We start from the raw sequence: 18,010 nt of genomic DNA on the forward strand, positions 1-18,010 counted from the left end.
TTTTAGATTTTAGAGGCGACCCCACGGATAAATTCGGGGGCTTGAGGATTTTAGATTTTCGATTTTGGATTGATTCCGCGGATAAATCACGTGGCGGATACCACCTTTGAAACTCGCTTGTCACGGCAGCGCTACAACATCCCGATTTAGATTTTAGATTTTAGATTTTAGAGGCGACCCCACGGATAAATTCGGGGGCTTGAGGATTTTAGATTTTCGATTTTGGATTGATTCCACGGATAAATCACGTGGCGGGTACCACCTTTGAAACTCGCTTGTCACGGCACCGCTACAACATCCCGATCGATCTAACCTGATTTGATACAAGGGGCATCGCGCGGTTTTCCACGGGGCAACTCGCAGCACTCTGTGGCTTTTGGGGAATTGATTTGTAGCGCGGATTCCAAAAAATGCTACCGCCAATTAACAATTAGCAATTACCCGCCACCCATGACCAATCTACTCGTTGCGGAGCGATTGAGCTGCTAAATAGAGTTTGCTCCACTCGCCGATGACTTGATTGGTTTTCAGCTTTAATTCAGATGCGATCGTCTCTACACTTTTCCCTGCTTTCAGCGATTCTACCAACTGCCGCTGCACCGGCGTGAGGTTTTGTAAATATTGCTGCCACTGAGCCGGAGTCAAGCCCAAACTGTGTTCTTGGAGCGAAGTTTCCAACCAGTTGGCGACTAATTCCGGTGCTTGTTTGACCGCAAAAACCCGAATCGCGTGGTAACTGACTTTTTCTCGCAAGCGGTAAATTTGCTTGATCGGAACCTTCAACTCCTCGGCAATTGCCTCTTGGGAACGACCTTGCAGGTAAAGCCGCAGCCACCGGGAAGCCAGCGGATCGACTTCAGCGGCCAAGTAATTCTCAAATTCTTGTTGGACAATCTGCCGCTGAGTTTGCTGCTCTTCCCAAGCTTGATTTTCTCGATACTCAGACATTGCCTGTTCGTCTAGCAGGCTGAGCGGTTCGTCTGTATCTTCGGGTAGAACCTGTTCCGACACCAGCCGCACCCAGTCTCCCGCAGGCACCTGCGTCAACCCGCCCCGCTGAGCACGCCGCAGGTAGTTGACAAAACGGTACACCAGCAGGGGCTGGTTGCGGATCGGCCGCAAGCAGTATTCTTCTGTGCTCGCCAGCAGCAAAGCATTTCGCAGGCGTCTGTCTGAGGTGCATTCGGCAATCCAGGCGACTTGCTGCTGCAGGTAGCGATCGGAATTGAGCATTTCCTGAATCACTTCTTGCAGTACCTCCACCGCACTCCGCTGTCTGTCCCGACTCAGCGAAACCCACGCTTGGATTTTTTGGCGGAGCACAACCAAGCCGCCGAGCCGCCCGATCAAGTTGCGGTAAGCTTTTTCTGGCGGTACTCCCAGATACCGAGAAATCAAAATTCGATATAAAAAGTCGATCGCCCCAGAGGCAACAGACAATTGAGTTGGGCTAAGAGTGTCAAATCTTTCGGGCTTGTCTCCCAACAGCCAGCGGACAACACTCTCGCGAGTGCTAGAACTCTCCTGCGGGCAATCTTGTTCGAGTCGAGACTTCCAATCTTGTCCTAGTCTTTGGGCCAAGGTCATGGGCTGTCGAGAATATTGTCTTTCACCCCCGATTTTACGTGGTATCCTGAATTTTTGAGTATTTTTCAGATATACGAGCGCGCGATCGGATAAATTACCTTAAATTACCCTAAACAAAATTCCATTACGGTGCGATATGCCTAACTTTTTATTAGAACTCGGTACAGAAGAATTGCCCGCATCTTTTGTCGCAGGCAGCGCCCAGCAGTGGCAGCGACTTGTACCTGCAACGCTGGCAGAAGAATCCTTGACAAATGACTCTATTAATGTATACGCTACTCCGAGGCGTTTGGCCGTTCTCGTGAAAGGGCTGCCAGTTCAGCAATTAGATAGAGAAGAAGAGGTAAAAGGGCCGCCCGCAAGTTCGGCTTTTAAAGATGGCAAACCGACGAAAGCAGCCGAAGGTTTTGCGAAAAAGCAAGGCGTCGAAATTGATGCTTTGGAAGTTCGCGCTACCGATAAAGGCGATTTTGTGTTTGTGCTCAAAAAGATTCCGGGGCGCATGACAGCGGATATTTTGACGGAACTTGTGCCGCAGTGGATTAATAAGTTAGAAGGCAAAAGATTTATGCGGTGGGCCGACGGAGATTTGAAGTTTCCGCGCCCGATTCGATCGCTCGTGGCACTGTTAGATGATAGTGTACTGCCAATTACATTGGTGAGTGGTTCGGATACCGTCAAGAGCGATCGGATTTCCCAAGGACACCGGGTGTTACATCCGCAGCCTGTCTCGATTCCGCAAGCCGAGGATTATGTCGAATGTCTGCGGGCTGCTTGCGTGGAGGTCGATCGAACCCAGCGGAAAAATCAAATTCAAGCACAAGTAGAAGCCGCAGCAACAAAACAAGGCGGTTACGCCGACATTACCGAAGATTTGTTAGAAGAAGTCACCGACTTAGTAGAATGGCCGAACGCAGTTGTCGGGAAATTTGACGACGAATTTTTGATATTGCCACCGGAAGTAATCACCACAATTATTGTTACAAACCAGCGCTATTTTCCGATTCTCAAAAGCCCGGATTTTCCAGAACTGCTGCCCTATTTCATTACAATTTCCAACGGAGATCCCGCTAAAGCGGCGATTATTGCCGCCGGTAACGAGCGAGTAGTGCGGGCGAGATTGGCAGACGGTCAGTTTTTCTACAAAGCAGACTTGGTAAAGCCTCTAGAGGATTATTTGCCCAAGTTGGCAACAGTTACTTTCCAGGAAGATTTGGGGACAGTACGCGCAAAGGTCGATCGGCTGTGCAAGATTGCCAGCCTCATCACCAACCAACTGCAAATCACAGGCGAAGAACAAGCTTACATAGCAAGAGCAGCCTTACTTTGCAAAGCAGACCTCGTAACCCAAATGGTTTACGAACTTCCCGAAATGCAAGGAATCATGGGGCAGAAATACGCCTTAGCAAGTGGCGAATCGGAAGAAGTAGCCACAGCGATTTTTGAACATTATTTGCCCAAAGGTGCAGGCGACAATTTGCCCCAAACTCTCACAGGTCAAGTTGTCGGAATAGCCGACAAATTAGATACTTTAGTCAGCATCTTCGGCTTGGGAATGTTGCCGACTGGTTCATCCGATCCCTTCGCTTTGCGCCGCGCCGCTAATGCAATAATTAACATTATTTGGGCGGCTCAATTGCCCATCAATTTGCACCAGTTGCTTGCAGAAGTTGTTTCCGAATTTACCGCAGCACGCCCAGAAACACCTGCGGAGTTGCTATCACAGTTATACGATTTTTTCTTACAAAGAATTCGGACTTTGTTGCAAGAAGAAAAGAATGTAGATTACGATTTGGTGAATGCAGTTTTGGGAGAAAACGACCCAGAATATACTGAACGAGCATTGAGAGATTTGTTGGACGCACTGGAAAGAGCACTTTTTCTCCAAGAAATCCGCAATAATCAGACTTTGGATCTAATTTACGAAACAGTCAACCGTTCAACTCGTTTGGCGGCTCAAGGAGATTTGGATAAAGTTGAATTGGAACCGAAAAATGCGGTGAAACCAGAGTTATTTCAAAAATCGTCTGAACAAGCTTTTTACGATGCAGTCGTGCAGTTAGTGCCGCAAACGCTGTTATCCAAACAAACTCGCAATTACCAGCAGTTAGTAGATAGTTTGACGGAAATTGCTCCGACTGTCAGCAACTTTTTCGACGGGCCAGAAAGCGTTTTGGTGATGGATTCTGACCCGGAAATTAAGCAAAATCGGTTGAATTTACTGGGTTTGCTGCGGAATCACGCGCGGGTGTTGGCTGACTTTGGGGCGATCGTGAAAGGTTAAAAAATTCACGGTAAATCATCATGCTAGGGTGCGCAATGCGCACTTTATGCGACAAAAAAAATCGGGGTAAATCATCATGATAGTAAATTAGACAATATTGCAAAAGTCGTAAACTATCTTGAAAGTATCTGCGTTTATCTGCGGTTTCCCTATCTATCAAAGATTTATCCAATAAGCCTATCATAATGGTAGGGTGCGCATTGCGCACCTTACGATAACTTTGTCAAAACAGTCATAATTTAAGCAAAATGGCCAATAGCCAACAACAGATCCCAGGTTAAAATATAAACTTATAAAACCAGGGAAATTCGCTCCATCACACACACAACTTATGCCGATCGCTCATATCATTGGACTAGGAAAATCAGGAATTGCCGCCGCCAGACTGCTCAAACGCGAAGGATGGGAAGTAACGTTGAGCGATCGCTCATCTTCCCCAAATTTGCTTGAACAGCAACAGGAATTCGCTAACGAAGGAATTCATGTGGAGTTAGGTAAATCTTTTGAACCTGACGAATCTATAGAATTAATAGTAGTAAGTCCGGGCGTTCCCTGGGACAGTCCAGCATTAGTGCGCGCCCGAGAGTTAGGGATTGAAACAATTGGAGAAATGGCTCTCGCGTGGCGTTACCTCAAATCTCCTTGGGTGGGAATTACCGGCACTAACGGCAAAACTACCACGACTGCTTTAATTGCTGCTATTTTTGCAGAGGCCGGGCTTTACGCTCCCGCTTGCGGTAATATTGGCTATGCTGCGTGTGAATTAGCTTTAGCCGAAAAACAGCCCGATTGGGTAATCGCAGAAATCAGCAGCTACCAGATAGAATCCTCGCCGTTTGTAGCACCGCGAATCGGAGTTTTGACGACTTTGACGCCGGATCACCTCAGCCGCCACAAAACTTTAGAAAATTACTACAACATTAAAGCCCATTTGCTGAAAAAGTCGGAATTGCAAGTAATTAACGGTGACGATCCTTGTTTGCGGCAGCAAGGAGTTGACATTTGGCCGGATGCGTGTTGGACGAGTGTCAAAGGTGAAAAAGAACTGTTGGGCGATCGCACTTTTGGAGCGTACATCGAAAACGGTTGGGTAATAGCTCAAAGCGATAAAATTCTGCCTGCTGATTCTTTGCGGATGGTGGGAGAACACAATTTGCAGAATTTGTTAATGGCGGTGGCTGCGGCTAACTTGGCGGGGATAGATAAAAGCGCGATCGCCCGGGCGATCGCTAAATTCCCCGGAGTTTCGCACCGCCTAGAACACATCTGCACTTGGGAAGGCATAGATTTCATCAACGATAGCAAAGCTACTAATTATGACGCCGCCCAAGTCGGGTTGGCTTCTGTGAGCGCACCGGCGATTTTAATTGCGGGCGGCGACGCCAAAGAAGGGGACGATCGCGCTTGGATTGATACAATCAAGGCGAAAGCTGCTGCGGTGTTGCTAATTGGGGATGCGGCAGGTATTTTTGCCGATCGGCTCGAACAAGCAAATTACAGCGCTTGGGAAATAGTCGAAACAATGGAAAGAGCAATCCCGCGATCGGCCGAATTAGGCAAACAGAACAACGCTAAAGTAGTGCTGCTTTCCCCAGCCTGTGCTAGCTTCGATCAATACCAAAACTTCGAGCAACGGGGCGATCATTTCCGCCAATTATGCCTCGAATCCCTAGTTTAGATAGGTCATTGTTCGCTGTGTACAAATTCAGATTTTTATACACAGCGAACACTAACAAAATTCAATCTGCGTTCATCCGCGTCTATCGGCTTACATCTGCGGTTAAAAATTAAAACCTCTGATTTTGGCCAATCTACTTTAACTAACTGTTTTCCAAACACTCTTAATCCTATCCTGTTGTTCCCATTCTAGCTCATAAAAAACTACCATCATTTCCTCATGAGTATAATCAATAATGATTGCCGCCAAATGAGCAGCGGTTTCCGCTTCCAGCATGGCTGTTTTTAACTTAGCCATTGCCTCTTTATCCATTAGCACTAAACTTTGAATATTGACCTCACTTTCATTTTAATTGTGTCTGCAAATGTCTTTTAACTTGCTCTGAAAATCCGAAATCTCAGCAGCACTTATTGTATCAGAATGCCGCGAGGAGATTTTAAATTCTTCGCTGCAAAGCTGAGAGAGCAATTTTTCATCAATCTCCAGAATCCGGTCTTCGGAAGCGACATTTTTTTGTAACAAAATTGCGATTTCCCTTTCCAGTTGGCGATAGCCTTGCTGAAAGAAATCTTGAGAGTTAGAACGAAACAAACCGCTATTGACTTGCTGAATTTGGCTGGGTGTCAGCGATTGAGCCGAGACAGCAGCCGGAAATCCCAAAGATGCTGCTAGCCACCAGCTAGAAATTATCTGTTTGAGAATGCTGTTCATCACTTTCGGGAGGAGTTATTACCTCAGTTGGTTTCTCGTTTTCTGACTCGCTTGCTAATTCATCTTCTCGTTCAAGTTTTTCTTGCCACTCGACAAGCTGCTGAAAAAGTTTCGGGTTAATTTCAAATACGGGTTTGTTGGTTTCTGACATATTTACTCCTAACATTTATTACATTTAACTGGTTCCCAGGCCGAGCCTGGAAACGAGTAGAAAAACAATTATGTCGATCGCAAGTTACGCTCCAACCTTCAGCAGCGACATAATTATGCCAGTTAATGAACCCCCAAGCAAAGCTAAAGTAGCTAAGGTACTAATGCCAAATCCTGCCGCTCTTTTTTCGGCAGCTTGATAGTAACCCCAAGCAAACAAAATGCGTCCAATTATCCAAACTGCGCCGATACCTGCGCCCCAAATTGGGCTGATAAATTGCGAGAATAGCCACAGTGAGGGCAAAAATAGGATCATTTGCTCTAAGGTATTTTGCTGAACTCGCACCACTCGCTCAAAGTCTGGGTTTCCTGTCATCTGCGGGGGAGAAACTTTGTGTTTGAATCTAGCTCTTCCGACGTTGATGGTAACAACGAAGTAGAGAATTAATGCTGAAACAGTAATTAGACTAGGCCAAAGTGTCGCGTTTGCTTCTGCGAGCATGATTCGGTATTATTGGGTTGGAGTAGATATCTTGATTATAAATCAATTATTGTCGATCGGGTCATTCATCGCCATCCAGTCATTCAAGGCAAGGGATGTGATTCAACTGCTGGGTATTAGTGGCGCGGCAATTGCTTTAGAGTTCCGGGACATCCTCGAAAACTTGCGGGCTGGGATTTTGATTCTTTTGCTCGCACCTGCACAGGGATACAAGCCCCCGACTCTTGTCGTGAGCCACCCCAAATTTTTGACTTTAGTTCAATCTCCTAGATTCATCGGTGTAGTAAATCTAAAATCTCGAATCTAAAATCGGTGTAGTAAATCTAAAATCTAAAATCTAAAATCGACTGGGCTACCCCAAATTTTAGACTTTTGTTCAAGCTCCCATATTCATCGGTCGAATCAATCTAAAATCTAAAATGTGTGGAGTGAATTTAAAATCTAAAATCTAAAATCTAAAATCTAAAATCGATTGACAGATACAAGCCCCCAATTTAAGGAGATTATTTTGCTCAACCCTATTCGAGACCGTCTTAAATATTTCACCAGGAGCAGGATTCCTCGAGAGCATCTAAAGCAAATACGAGTTGACTTGTTGGAAGAATCAACCCTAGATATTAACTATCTTGTCTTAATTCTAGGCTCCTGTATAATTGCCACCTTTGGACTGCTTGCCAACAGCGCAGCCGTCATTATCGGTGCTATGATCATTGCGCCTCTGATGTTGCCAATCCGAGGGTTAGCTTTTGGAGCGGTAGAAGGTAACGTTATCCTCTTCCGCAAAGGTTTAATTGCATTATCAGTAGGGACGCTGCTAGCAATTTTTCTAGCTTGTTTTTTGGGAGCTTTGGTACAACTTCCCGACTTTGGAAGCGAAGTTCTAGCTCGTTCTAAACCTACATTACTAGACTTAGGAATTGCGATCGCCGCTGGGGGAATCAGTGGCTATGCGAAAGTTCAGCCCAAAGTTTCTGCTACTCTGGCGGGAACTGCAATAGCGGTGGCTCTGATGCCGCCAATTTGTGTTATAGGTTTAGGCTTATCTCAAGCTAATTGGTCGCTCAGTTTGGGAGCAAGCCTCCTGTATCTTACTAATTTGCTGGGAATAACTCTCTCCTGTATGCTAACCTCTTTAATGGCTGGCTACACCCCCCTACATCGCGCCGGTAAAGCCCTATTTTGGGCGCTAGCATTGACGGCTATACTTGTAATTCCTCTGGCCGTGAGTTTTGCGGAATTGATCGAGCAAGCCCAACTAGAAGCCAGTCTGAAGCGGGCGTTGCTTAACCGAACTATTACTTTTCAACGGGTGGAACTGATTGCAACTGATACTAACTGGTTGACAAAACCGCCGGAGGTTCGTTTGATTGTTCGCAGCAGCGAAGCTTTGACACCCAAACAGGTGCAGCTTTTAGAAGCATTTGTCGAAAAAGAAATGGGCCAAAAATTTACCCTGATTTTTCAAGTCAGTCAAGTTGAAGAAGTGCGGGGGTCAACGGCGGATAAGTCCCGATCGAAACCGAAACCTTAACTATTTTATCCCTAATTGTATGACCCCAGAAACTCTAATTAATCAAGTGACGATCGAGGGTAATCTGAAGCAATTTCTCTTAGTGCTAGCGGTTTCCTTAACTGTGGCGACGCTGCCACAAATCTTTGGGTGGCTGAGCAAAATTCCCTACACGCTGCTGTTAGTAATTGTCGGGTTGGGTTTGGCTTTTATAGATGTGCGGCTGGTGACGCTTTCACCGAAACTAATTCTGTTGATTTTTTTGCCGCCTCTTTTGTTTGAAGCTGCTTGGAATTTGGAATGGCCTAAACTCAAGCGGGATTTAGTGCCGATCGCTCTTTATGCGGTTTTGGGCGTCGTTATTTCTGTTGCTGGCGTGGCTTTTGCTCTCAACCAAATAGCGGGAGTTTCTTTAGCGATCGCTCTGTTGGTAGGAGCTAGTATATCTGCTACAGATCCTGTTTCTGTAATTGCATTGTTCCGGGAATTGGGAGTTGAAAAACGGCTAGCGTTACTGGTGGAGGGTGAGAGTTTATTTAATGATGGCATTGCTATTGTTGCCTTTAGTTTTTTGGTGGGATTCTCTCTAGGTACTGATGAAGTTGGCATCCCAATTCTGATTGCGCGTTTCTTAGCTTTTGTGGGAATTGGGGTTGTTGTCGGCAGTTTAATCGGTTTTGGAGTTTCTTATCTGACTCAACCATTTGATTTACCTTTGGTTGAGCAATCGTTAACCCTAGTTTCAGCCTACGGCACTTATATAGTTGTGGAGGAGCTCGGCGGTTCAGGGGTGATTGGGGTGGTAACGATGGGCTTGATATTTGGCAATTTTGGCTCTCAGATAGGTATGCAACCCAGTACCAGACTTGCGGTAACACAATTTTGGAATTTTTTGGCGTTTTTTGTAAATTCGATCATGTTCCTGCTGATTGGCGATCAGATAAGGTTTGCTGATTTGGGAGCGAATTTAGGAGTGATTGGCATAACTGTAGTGGCGATGTTTGTGACGCGAGCGATCGCTATTTTTGGTTTAGGATGGTTGAGCAATTGGTTAGGACACTCTGAAATTTCATTGCCCGATCAAACTGTAATTTGGTGGGGAGGATTGCGGGGTTCTGTCTCGATTGCTTTAGCTTTGAGCGTACCCCATGTTCTGCCCGATCGACCAACAATTATTGCGATCGTGTTTGGCGTAGTTTTATTTACGCTGCTAGCACAAGGTTTAACCACCAAGGCGCTGCTGGAAAAATTGGGGTTATTGAAGAACCAGGAGTTGCGCCAGCAGTATCTGCAGGCGATCGCCCAACGTGTTGCTCTCAATCGGGTTCTCAAGCATCTATCTGAAGTATCGGGCGATCGTAAAATCGAGCCTGAGTTTTCCAATCATCTCGTGAGTCAGCTTCAAGAAAAATTAAACTTGCTGCAAGCAGAAATCAATCAAATGTACGATCGATCTCCTGAACTGCGGCAGATGACTATCGACAAACTCGAAGGGGATTTGCAGGCAATAGAGGCTGATACTTATGCTGAATTTGTGCGCGCGGGTCAATTGAATGAGCTGCCTGTTTCTGTGTTGCGGCAATGTTTTCAAGATCGGAATGAGAAAATTGTTTCTTAATAGGATGTTTGTAGGGATAATCCATGTGATTGTCCCGCTTATGTGGAAATTTTGCGTAAGTCCTAAAACCATCAAATTTTTCGTTCCTTGTTAGATTCCGTGTTGGCAATCAAAAACAGTGCGAAGTGTTGAGGGGCGGACATGATATACTTCCTGATATTGTAGGGTTCGTCAGCCTATGATAATTTGAATATGAGCTAGATCATAGAAAGATTTGGGAAAATTTGGCAAACTGAGAGTAAGGTTAAATAGGAGGTCAATTTAATGACCAATACTACTCTCAATTTTAAGACTGCACCCGGACATGAAGTGCTCGCGGCGGCTGGCAAGAAAATGCTGAGGCCGGGGGGGAAACTTGCTACGGAACAGTTATTTGAATGGGCGGATTTTCAGCCTGGGGAGACTGTTTTGGAGTTGGCTGCTAGTTTTGGATATAGTTCGATCGCCCTTGTTGAACGTTTTGGCGTAAAAGTAGTGGGAGTTGAGAAAAATCCCGAGAGTGTGGCCCGCGCTCGTGCTAATGTTGCAGCAGCCGGTTTGAGCGATCAAGTAGAAATTGTGGAAGGAGATATTTTTCACTTGGATCGGATTTCCCAACAGTTTGATTGGGTGTTGGCTGAAGCTATCCTGACAATGCAGTCGCCGTCGGGGAAAGCTAAAATTGTATCGGGAATTTGCGATCGTTTAAAACCAGGCGGCAAGTTTCTTTCTCACGAACTTTTAGCCCGAAACCGAGAATCAGAAATTCACAAAGCTTTATCAGAAGTAACTCGGGCTAATTCAACGCCTTTGTCTGAGTCGGGCTGGATTGCTGTTTGCCAAAACGCGGGTTTGCAAGTAGAAAAGTCTCAAACCGGGGCGATGGGCCTCCTAAATTTGCAGCGAATGCTGCAAGATGAAGGGTTTGTGGGTACTGTGCGGATTTTGTGGAATATATTAAGCCGATCGCAAATGCGCGATCGTATCTTAGCAATGCGTCGAGTTTTCCAGCATTACCAACAGGATCTAGGCTACATCGTTATGTCTGCCAAAAAACAATCTTAACCGAGTCAATCAATTTTCGATTTTCGATTTTCGATGGAAGAAAGTGAAGCCACTGATAAATCCGGGGGCTTGTGACCAAATTAATTAACTGTCAAAAACTATGACTACTACTCTTTTACCGCTACAATCTTCAGCAATCCAACTCCGAGACGCAATTGAATATCCCGCCGCCGGAGTGCTGAACAAAATTTTAGTCAAAGACAAAAATTGTCAGTACAGTTTATTTTGCCTGGCTGCAGGAACGGAAATTTCGGAACACTCTTCGGCACGGAATGCCACAGTTAATGTCATAGAAGGAAAGGGTATTTTGACTTTGGAAGGCAAGGATATTGTTTTGGAACCGGGGGTATTTGTCTTCATGCCTGGTCAAGCTCTTCACGCTTTGAAAGCTGAAGAAAATTTGGCGTTTATTTTGACACTTTCCGAGCCTCATTAATCCCATAAATATTGCTGTAGGGGCGGGTTTTACCCACCATAATTGCCTACAATCAATAATCTCATAAACCCGCCCTCCACAACCCATGAACCGGGGCGGGTTTATGTAGATAGTGAGTTGCAGTCAAATATTGTTTGTGAAATCATGTCCCGTAGCATCATCAGTTGGGGCGGGGCGGGTTTACGAGATTGTTAGTTTGAGACGTAAATTGTTGGTAAAACCCGCCCCTACGAGCATTGGGATTTTAACATTTATTCTATTTCATCTCCAGAGGCGACCTCCTCCAATTTTTTCCAATCCAATACAATAATTTTACCGCCTCGACTGTAGCATACAAACGGCTTGAGTTTCTTAAACAACCGCACGCATTCTTCGTAGGTAATTCCAATACTGCGAGCAATTTGATAATAGGGAAAACGTTTTTCTAAGCATACACTATTATCCGCAATCTTTGTACCTTGCTCGACGGCAAAGTAATGAATAAATCGGGCCAGCCGCACGATCGCCCTTTCCGACACCAAACCGTGCACAGTCTCGTGCAGTTGTTGCAACCGCTGATTAAAAACCGCCAATATTCGCAACGCAATCTCAGGATTTTCCCGAATTGCTGCTAGCAAAAATTCCCGTTCTGTGGTAATAACTTCCACATCAGTTTCAGCAGTCACCGTTGCGGGGGCAATGCCGTTGCCTAGCAAAGCAGGTGCAGCAAAAATATCTCCCTGAAATAAAGTGCGGAGAATTGTTTCTTTGCCCGCCGCCGCTGTTTTTGCAACCCGCAGAGAACCGCTCAAAAGAGTGTATAATTTTTCGGGGATGCGATCGCCCTCATACATCACAACTTCTCCCTGTCGGTAACTCCGAATTGCTGTATGTTCTTGCAATTGCTCTAAATCAGTTCGGTTTAAGCTGGCAAATATCCCAATTTCGGCCAGTTGCTCGACAGTTGCTTTCATACATTTAATTTTAGGCGATCGGAGTCCATTCAGAGTATAATAACGGTGAATTCACAATATATCGAGACCAGCAGAGCCATCTACGAAAACGCAGAACCGGAATATCAGCGATATTATTTTGATGAGGTAGCTGGCGGATTTGTACTCATCCACCAACAACACAATCTTAATAATTCGGAAATCTTTATTGCTGAAGTTTTGGCTAAAATAGGAAAAAGAGTTACACTTTTGAGCGAGCAAGCAGCAGAGGGTGTGAGAACGCCAGATGCTGAGATAGACGGTCGGATTTGTGAATTTAAGGAGCTAACAGAATCTACTAGAAATATCAGGTATCGAGTTCAAGAAGGAATCAGTAGAGCAAAAAATCAAGGTGCAGCAGCCGTTATTATTCACGTAAATCGAGAAATATATGAGTTCTGGAAGATAAACGACGGTATCAGAAAAGCTTTTTATTGGGACGAAGCTCAACTGATTAAAGCAATTATATTAGTATTCAACAGCGAAGAAGTTCAAAATATTGCTAGGGAGGAATGGGAAAATGGAAGACGTTTTTAATGAGTTTGAAGAAGCCATACAAGTTGGCTTAAAAAATCATATGCCGCGAGATGCCAAATTGATTACACTTGGGCAAATTTTATATGCAGTTACGCGCGATGAGCTGACAAATAAAGAAGGTTTGCAGCTTGAAGAGATGATGGGTGGTAGAAAACAGTGGGAAGAAGCACTTGAGTACAGCATTTTTGGCTATCCGGTAGATACCGCAATGCCATCTTTTGATAAACCTCTGGTGATTGCCGGCAAAACTTTTCATTCTCGCTTGATGACGGGGACGGGAAAATATCGCAGCATTGCAGAAATGCAGCAAAGTGTCAACGCTAGCAGGTGCGAAATTGTGACTGTGGCTGTGCGGCGAGTGCAAACAAATGCTCCCGGCCATGAAGGATTGGCAGAGGCTCTTGATTGGACTAAAATTTGGATGCTGCCAAATACTGCCGGTTGTCAAACTGCGGATGAGGCGATTAGAGTAGCTCGTTTGGGCCGGGAAATGGCGAAACTTTTAGGGCAAGAAGACAATAATTTTGTCAAGTTAGAAGTGATTCCCGATGCTAAATATTTGCTGCCCGATCCGATCGGCACTTTGGAAGCTGCAGAACAATTAGTCAAAGAAGGTTTTGCCGTTTTGCCCTACATCAATGCCGATCCCTTGCTGGCAAAACGCCTCGAAGAAGTCGGTTGTGCGACAGTCATGCCTTTAGGTTCGCCCATCGGTTCAGGGCAAGGGATCAACAATGCGGCCAACATTCAAATAATTATTGACACGGTAAATGTTCCGGTGGTAGTCGATGCGGGGATCGGAACGCCCAGCGAAGCAGCCCGAGCAATGGAAATGGGAGCCGATGCACTGTTGATTAATTCCGCGATCGCCAATGCCCAAAATTCCCCGGCAATGGCAAAAGCAATGTCCATGGCAGCAGAAGCGGGGCGGATAGCGTACTTAGCAGGTAGAATGCCGATCAAAGATTACGCGATCGCCTCTTCCCCCCAAACAGGCACCGTCACCTCCAAATAAATGGCCGAATTTTCCTGGGCGCTTTTTTGGTACAGTTGTAAACATCAAAAATATTAAGGATTGTGACTGATGCCTTACATCAAAGATGACGATGGACGCCTGAACAACTTTGCTAAAGAGCCGAAGGTGTATGAAGCCGTACCTCCCAACAAAAATCAGCAACGGAACTATATCATCATGGGAATTGCAGCAGCCATGTTGGTCGCGGGTTTGGTGTTTGTGGCTGCTTCCGTCTAAAAGCTGGGCTGAGACTCAAAGCTGATTCAAATCGCAATTTTAAATAATCATTCAACAAACCATGTTTTCCAACCAATGGAAACATGGTTTTTGTGTTTCAATACAAAGCAGGTAGTTGCGACAATCCTGAAGCGTGCCGAGCAAGCCGGAAAGCTAAATAAGACCAGCATAAATTGGGTGTTTTCCTCTTGGCTGTAGGGTTCAGGGACTTGGGTTGCACTTAATCACACTGGTTCGCCACCCACATAAAATTGCCAATTGAAAATCTACAATCCTTTAGTCATCATCGGTGCGATTGACAATCAAGCATCCAGGATACAAGCCCCCGGATTCATCCGTCCAGAAATAAAAAACCTGTATCCGATAAAGGAGCCTCCGAATTTATCCGTGGGGTCAAGGCTTCAATCTAAAATCTAAAATCTAAAATCTAAAATCGATTGACTGCCTTCGGGGCGCAAGTTGTGAGTTATGAGCGATCGAGATTTCAACTCTCAACTCTACAATCTAAAATCTACAATCCAAAATCTAAAACCTAAAACCTAAAATCTAAAATCTAAAATCGGCTGCTCCTGATGTCTATTCCTTCCCAAAAAGTTTCTAGCTCGAACAAGCTGATCTACCAACGCTTGAAACAGGCGATCGACCTCAATTTACGCCGTCAAATTTTTATTGCCGCCTGCGACGACTTGTGGCTGCGGGACTGTCTGGCAGCCCGCTTGCACGCAGAATTAACCGCAGAGAGCGCTGGCTCCGATCCTCGCTCCCCGATCGACTACCCCCGATTTGTCAGTTTGGAACTCGACTTGAGCAATCCAAATCCTTGGGGATCGATCGCCGCGTGGCTGACCCAACACCCACCGCCACAAAACAGGGGCAGCTACAGCCCTTTGCCGGGATTTCAAATTCTTGGGGCAGAACACCTGACCAGGCAGTCAGCAGCCGTGCAGTGGTCGTTCCTGAGCTATTTGAGAGACATCGAAGCAAACCTGCAAATGTGCGAGTCTACTCTGTTGCTGTGGGTGTCGCGGCCCTGGCTAAGTTCGATCGAGCAATCGGCCCCGGAATTTTGGCACTGGCGGACCGGAGTATTTGAGTTTGAAGGCGAACCAACTCCAGCTAAGGGAGACTTGGGGCACTTTGATGACTTCGGGCACTCGGGAGACTTGCGAAACCTGCGGGACAGCGGAGACTTTGGCAACAAACTTTTAATATCTTCTGTATCTGGACAATCCCCAATTCCCAATGAACAATACCCAATTTCCTATCCCCCGTCTTCAGCGCCAGATTCTAAATCCGTCCAACTGACAGATGACGAACCATCCCCAATTTCCCATCCCCCGTCCCCAGCGCCAGATTCTAAATCCGTCGAACTGGCAGATTTGGTGCTAGCAGCGGCTTCTGAGGAGTTGGAAGCAGAAAATGATGCCACATCAGAGGAGAATTTTCTGCCGCTGCAAACTCTGCAATACATCGAACTCCTGCAAGAACATCAGTGTTCTTGCGAAGCTTTGGCTTTGGCTTATCACAGTTTGGGGAATTACTACCGCGATCGCATTCTGGGCGGAAACGTTTCAGAGCAAAACTTGACAATAGCCATTGGCGCGATCGAACAAGTGATTGCATATCTCGACGTTGACAGCAACTCCCAGCAAAATCAACCACTAACTGAGGAATGCGCGCGGCTGATTGCCCAATTGACACAAAATTTAACTCAGTACGCCCAGGAGTCCAACAGCCTACCGCCAATTTCCGATCTGCTTAACGATCTCGGCACTCTCTATTGGATGCTATCGCGCGATCGCACGCAGCATAACGCATCAGATCCGGTATCCAACCTTGAACGCAGCATCGCCCTCTACCTTGAAGGTTTGAACCGAACAGATGCCGAAACCGTACCCCAAACCCGCGTTAGATTAAACAAAAATTTGGGAATCGCCTCGGCCGATTTAGCCCGCTATCAAGACAAGACAGAGAACTTGCAGCACGCAGTTGCAGCTTATCAACAAGCGCTGCTGGATCTCGATCCCGCCGTGGAGCCTCAGCAGTACGCTGCTGCTCAGAATAATTTGGCGACAGCATACTGGAATTTAGCTCAAGATGGTGAGCCGATCGTATATCTCAAAAGCGCGATCGCAGCTTACACCCAAGCCCTCTCCTGCTACAGTCCCGAACGAGAACCCCTGAATTATGCCGGAGTACAAAACAACCTCGGTACCGCCTGCTGGAACCTCGCCCAGCACGAACCCTCAGAACCCCTGCTAGTCAGGGCGATTTCCGCCTACCGCGAAGCATTGAAATACCGCACCAGAGAATTAGTACCCGCAGCAGCAGCAGCCACCTACAATAATCTCGGTACCGCTTATTGGCATTTGGCGAACCAGTTTCAGCAGAAACGAGCGCGGACGGAATCATTGCAGCAGGCGATTACCGCCTACGAAGCCGCCTTGGATATCGCCGGAGAGCTCGATCGAACCCAACTTACCTTTGACGCCTTGGCCGCCCGTAACAATCTCGGACTAGCCCACTATCAACTAGCCACAGACCCAGATTTTGCCGCTAATAAAGCTGCACAGACAAGCCATCTAGAAGCAGCACTGCAGCACCAGTTGCAAGTGTGCGCCGAATGGGGACAATATCTCAATGACAAAGGGTTAATATATGGGGATAAACTCAACCTGCAAGCCCCGGCAAACTCCCAAGCTGCTGATTCCAGGCAAACAGCATTGAGCTATATTGTCAAAACGATTAGAGCTTTCTATAGTGAATGTGGGCTGCCAGGCCAAAATTTAGCCTTATCCAAAGTTCCCGGAGATTTATTGCCCGAAATCTTGCGTAGGTTATAAATATGGCTATAACTATTAAAAGCTCAATTTTTTCGAGATTTGTATCCAGTTTTCTATTATTATGGCTGAATCTTCTTGCCTAATTCTTCAAGCAAACTTGTGGTCATGGCCCCTGTAAAAATCCTTGTGGTTGATGACGACCCGGCAATCCGAAATTTAATTCACCGTTTTTTGAGCCAGCAAGGTTATCAAGTTGAGTCTGGCGAGGACGGTCAGACTGGTCTGGAATTATTTGAGCAACTCAATCCTGACTTAGTAGTTCTAGATGTAAATTTACCTGATACAACTGGCTACAAACTGTGTCAAGAAATGCAAAGACGCACGGGCGTGTTTGTGTTGATGCTGACTGCCCGAACCGATGAAGCTGACAAAATGAAAGGGTTTGCCGAAGGTGCTGACGACTACATTACTAAACCTTTTAGTCTTGTAGAAATTGGAGCTCGCGTTGCAGCAATTTTGAAGCGCAAACGCATTGTTACTCCCGCCGAACAACAAACTCTTACTTTTGGAGAGCTACTCATAGATCCGGTTCGCCGCGAGGTAATTCTCGGCAGTCAGATAGTTGCTTTGACTGCTTTAGAATTCGACCTGCTGTACTGTTTGGCCAGCAAACCCGGTCGCGTATGGAGGCGATCGGAATTGCTGCATGAAGTGTGGGACTACGAGTATGTAGGAGCCGATCGCGTGGTGGATGTCCATATAGGTCAAATTCGCCGCAAAATTGAACCAGATGCCACTCAAATTTCGATGATTCAAACCGTCCGAGGCGTGGGTTACAAGTTTGAGCCAACAACCTAGTAGCATTCGCCATTCGGATCGAGGGGCGGGTTCACTAATATCTCGGATTCACCTGCTCGATCGTTGTCCAGCGGCCCTCCCCAGGCAAT

General features: G+C 46.1%; 18 protein-coding genes. 12 read left to right on the plus strand and 6 right to left on the minus strand.

What is annotated here, in order from left to right; genetic code table 11:
- Window positions 1-459 precede the first annotated feature (459 nt).
- Window positions 460-1,587, minus strand: a complete 1,128-nt coding sequence (locus tag QUB77_RS24040; RefSeq protein WP_333172148.1) for a HetZ-related protein 2 — start codon at window positions 1,585-1,587, stop codon at window positions 460-462.
- 136 nt (window positions 1,588-1,723) lie between these two features.
- Here QUB77_RS24040 and glyS point away from each other — a divergent pair, with 136 nt between their 5' ends.
- Complete coding sequence (glyS, locus tag QUB77_RS24045; RefSeq protein ID WP_333172150.1) at window positions 1,724-3,871, plus strand: glycine--tRNA ligase subunit beta; 2,148 nt, start codon at window positions 1,724-1,726, stop codon at window positions 3,869-3,871.
- A gap of 331 nt (window positions 3,872-4,202) precedes the next feature.
- Window positions 4,203-5,549, plus strand: a complete 1,347-nt coding sequence (gene murD / locus QUB77_RS24050) for a UDP-N-acetylmuramoyl-L-alanine--D-glutamate ligase (RefSeq protein WP_333172152.1) — start codon at window positions 4,203-4,205, stop codon at window positions 5,547-5,549.
- A gap of 138 nt (window positions 5,550-5,687) precedes the next feature.
- Here murD and QUB77_RS24055 read toward each other — a convergent pair whose 3' ends face one another.
- The 4 genes from QUB77_RS24055 to QUB77_RS24070 form a co-directional block, all read right to left on the minus strand.
- A complete protein-coding gene (locus tag QUB77_RS24055; RefSeq protein ID WP_333172154.1) occupies window positions 5,688-5,861 on the minus strand; it encodes a hypothetical protein in 174 nt (57 codons plus the stop codon).
- Window positions 5,862-5,897: 36 nt separating this feature from the next.
- The gene (locus QUB77_RS24060) at window positions 5,898-6,260 is read right to left on the minus strand and encodes a hypothetical protein (protein WP_333172156.1); all 363 of its coding nucleotides are present in this window, start codon (window positions 6,258-6,260) and stop codon (window positions 5,898-5,900) included.
- Window positions 6,229-6,411 carry a hypothetical protein gene (locus tag QUB77_RS24065; protein ID WP_333076843.1) on the minus strand — a complete coding sequence of 61 codons (183 nt, stop codon included), beginning with the start codon at window positions 6,409-6,411 and terminating at the stop codon, window positions 6,229-6,231. Before QUB77_RS24065 ends, QUB77_RS24060 begins: the two co-directional genes overlap by 32 nt.
- An 84-nt stretch (window positions 6,412-6,495) precedes the next feature.
- Complete coding sequence (locus tag QUB77_RS24070) at window positions 6,496-6,912, minus strand: MAPEG family protein (protein ID WP_333172159.1); 417 nt, start codon at window positions 6,910-6,912, stop codon at window positions 6,496-6,498.
- 31 nt (window positions 6,913-6,943) lie between these two features.
- Here QUB77_RS24070 and QUB77_RS24075 point away from each other — a divergent pair, with 31 nt between their 5' ends.
- The 5 genes from QUB77_RS24075 (at window position 6,944) to QUB77_RS24095 (ending at window position 11,520) form a co-directional block, all read left to right on the plus strand.
- Window positions 6,944-7,219, plus strand: a complete 276-nt coding sequence (locus QUB77_RS24075) for a hypothetical protein (RefSeq protein ID WP_333172161.1) — start codon at window positions 6,944-6,946, stop codon at window positions 7,217-7,219.
- Between the two features lie 288 nt (window positions 7,220-7,507).
- A complete protein-coding gene (locus tag QUB77_RS24080; protein WP_333172163.1) occupies window positions 7,508-8,443 on the plus strand; it encodes a DUF389 domain-containing protein in 936 nt (311 codons plus the stop codon).
- Between the two features lie 19 nt (window positions 8,444-8,462).
- The gene (locus QUB77_RS24085; protein WP_333172165.1) at window positions 8,463-10,040 is read left to right on the plus strand and encodes a sodium:proton antiporter; all 1,578 of its coding nucleotides are present in this window, start codon (window positions 8,463-8,465) and stop codon (window positions 10,038-10,040) included.
- Between the two features lie 264 nt (window positions 10,041-10,304).
- Window positions 10,305-11,084, plus strand: a complete 780-nt coding sequence (locus QUB77_RS24090; protein WP_333172167.1) for a class I SAM-dependent methyltransferase — start codon at window positions 10,305-10,307, stop codon at window positions 11,082-11,084.
- Between the two features lie 100 nt (window positions 11,085-11,184).
- Window positions 11,185-11,520 carry a cupin domain-containing protein gene (locus QUB77_RS24095; protein WP_333172170.1) on the plus strand — a complete coding sequence of 112 codons (336 nt, stop codon included), beginning with the start codon at window positions 11,185-11,187 and terminating at the stop codon, window positions 11,518-11,520.
- Window positions 11,521-11,771: 251 nt separating this feature from the next.
- On the opposite strand, the gene QUB77_RS24100 is transcribed toward QUB77_RS24095, so the two are convergent.
- Window positions 11,772-12,473 (minus strand): Crp/Fnr family transcriptional regulator, encoded by a 702-nt coding sequence (locus QUB77_RS24100; RefSeq protein ID WP_333172172.1) that lies wholly within the window; start codon window positions 12,471-12,473, stop codon window positions 11,772-11,774.
- 45 nt (window positions 12,474-12,518) lie between these two features.
- On the opposite strand from QUB77_RS24100, the gene QUB77_RS24105 reads away from it, so the two are divergent.
- From QUB77_RS24105 to QUB77_RS24125, 5 genes are all read left to right on the plus strand, one after another.
- Window positions 12,519-13,028 (plus strand): CdiA C-terminal domain-containing protein, encoded by a 510-nt coding sequence (locus QUB77_RS24105; RefSeq protein WP_333172174.1) that lies wholly within the window; start codon window positions 12,519-12,521, stop codon window positions 13,026-13,028.
- Window positions 13,029-13,236: 208 nt separating this feature from the next.
- Window positions 13,237-14,043: a thiazole synthase gene (locus QUB77_RS24110; RefSeq protein ID WP_333172406.1), complete on the plus strand. Its 807-nt coding sequence runs from the start codon at window positions 13,237-13,239 to the stop codon at window positions 14,041-14,043.
- A 69-nt stretch (window positions 14,044-14,112) separates the two neighbouring features.
- Entirely contained in the window at window positions 14,113-14,280 is a 168-nt protein-coding gene (psb34, locus tag QUB77_RS24115) for a photosystem II assembly protein Psb34 (protein WP_015177107.1), read from the plus strand.
- Window positions 14,281-14,852: 572 nt separating this feature from the next.
- Window positions 14,853-17,123 (plus strand): hypothetical protein, encoded by a 2,271-nt coding sequence (locus QUB77_RS24120; RefSeq protein ID WP_333172176.1) that lies wholly within the window; start codon window positions 14,853-14,855, stop codon window positions 17,121-17,123.
- A 105-nt stretch (window positions 17,124-17,228) separates the two neighbouring features.
- Window positions 17,229-17,921, plus strand: coding sequence for a response regulator transcription factor (locus QUB77_RS24125; RefSeq protein ID WP_333036365.1), 693 nt, complete (start codon window positions 17,229-17,231; stop codon window positions 17,919-17,921).
- Window positions 17,922-18,010 lie beyond the last annotated feature (89 nt).

The sequence above is a fragment of the Microcoleus sp. AT9b-C3 genome (genome assembly GCF_036705485.1).
Lineage (GTDB): Bacteria > Cyanobacteriota > Cyanobacteriia > Cyanobacteriales > Microcoleaceae > Microcoleus.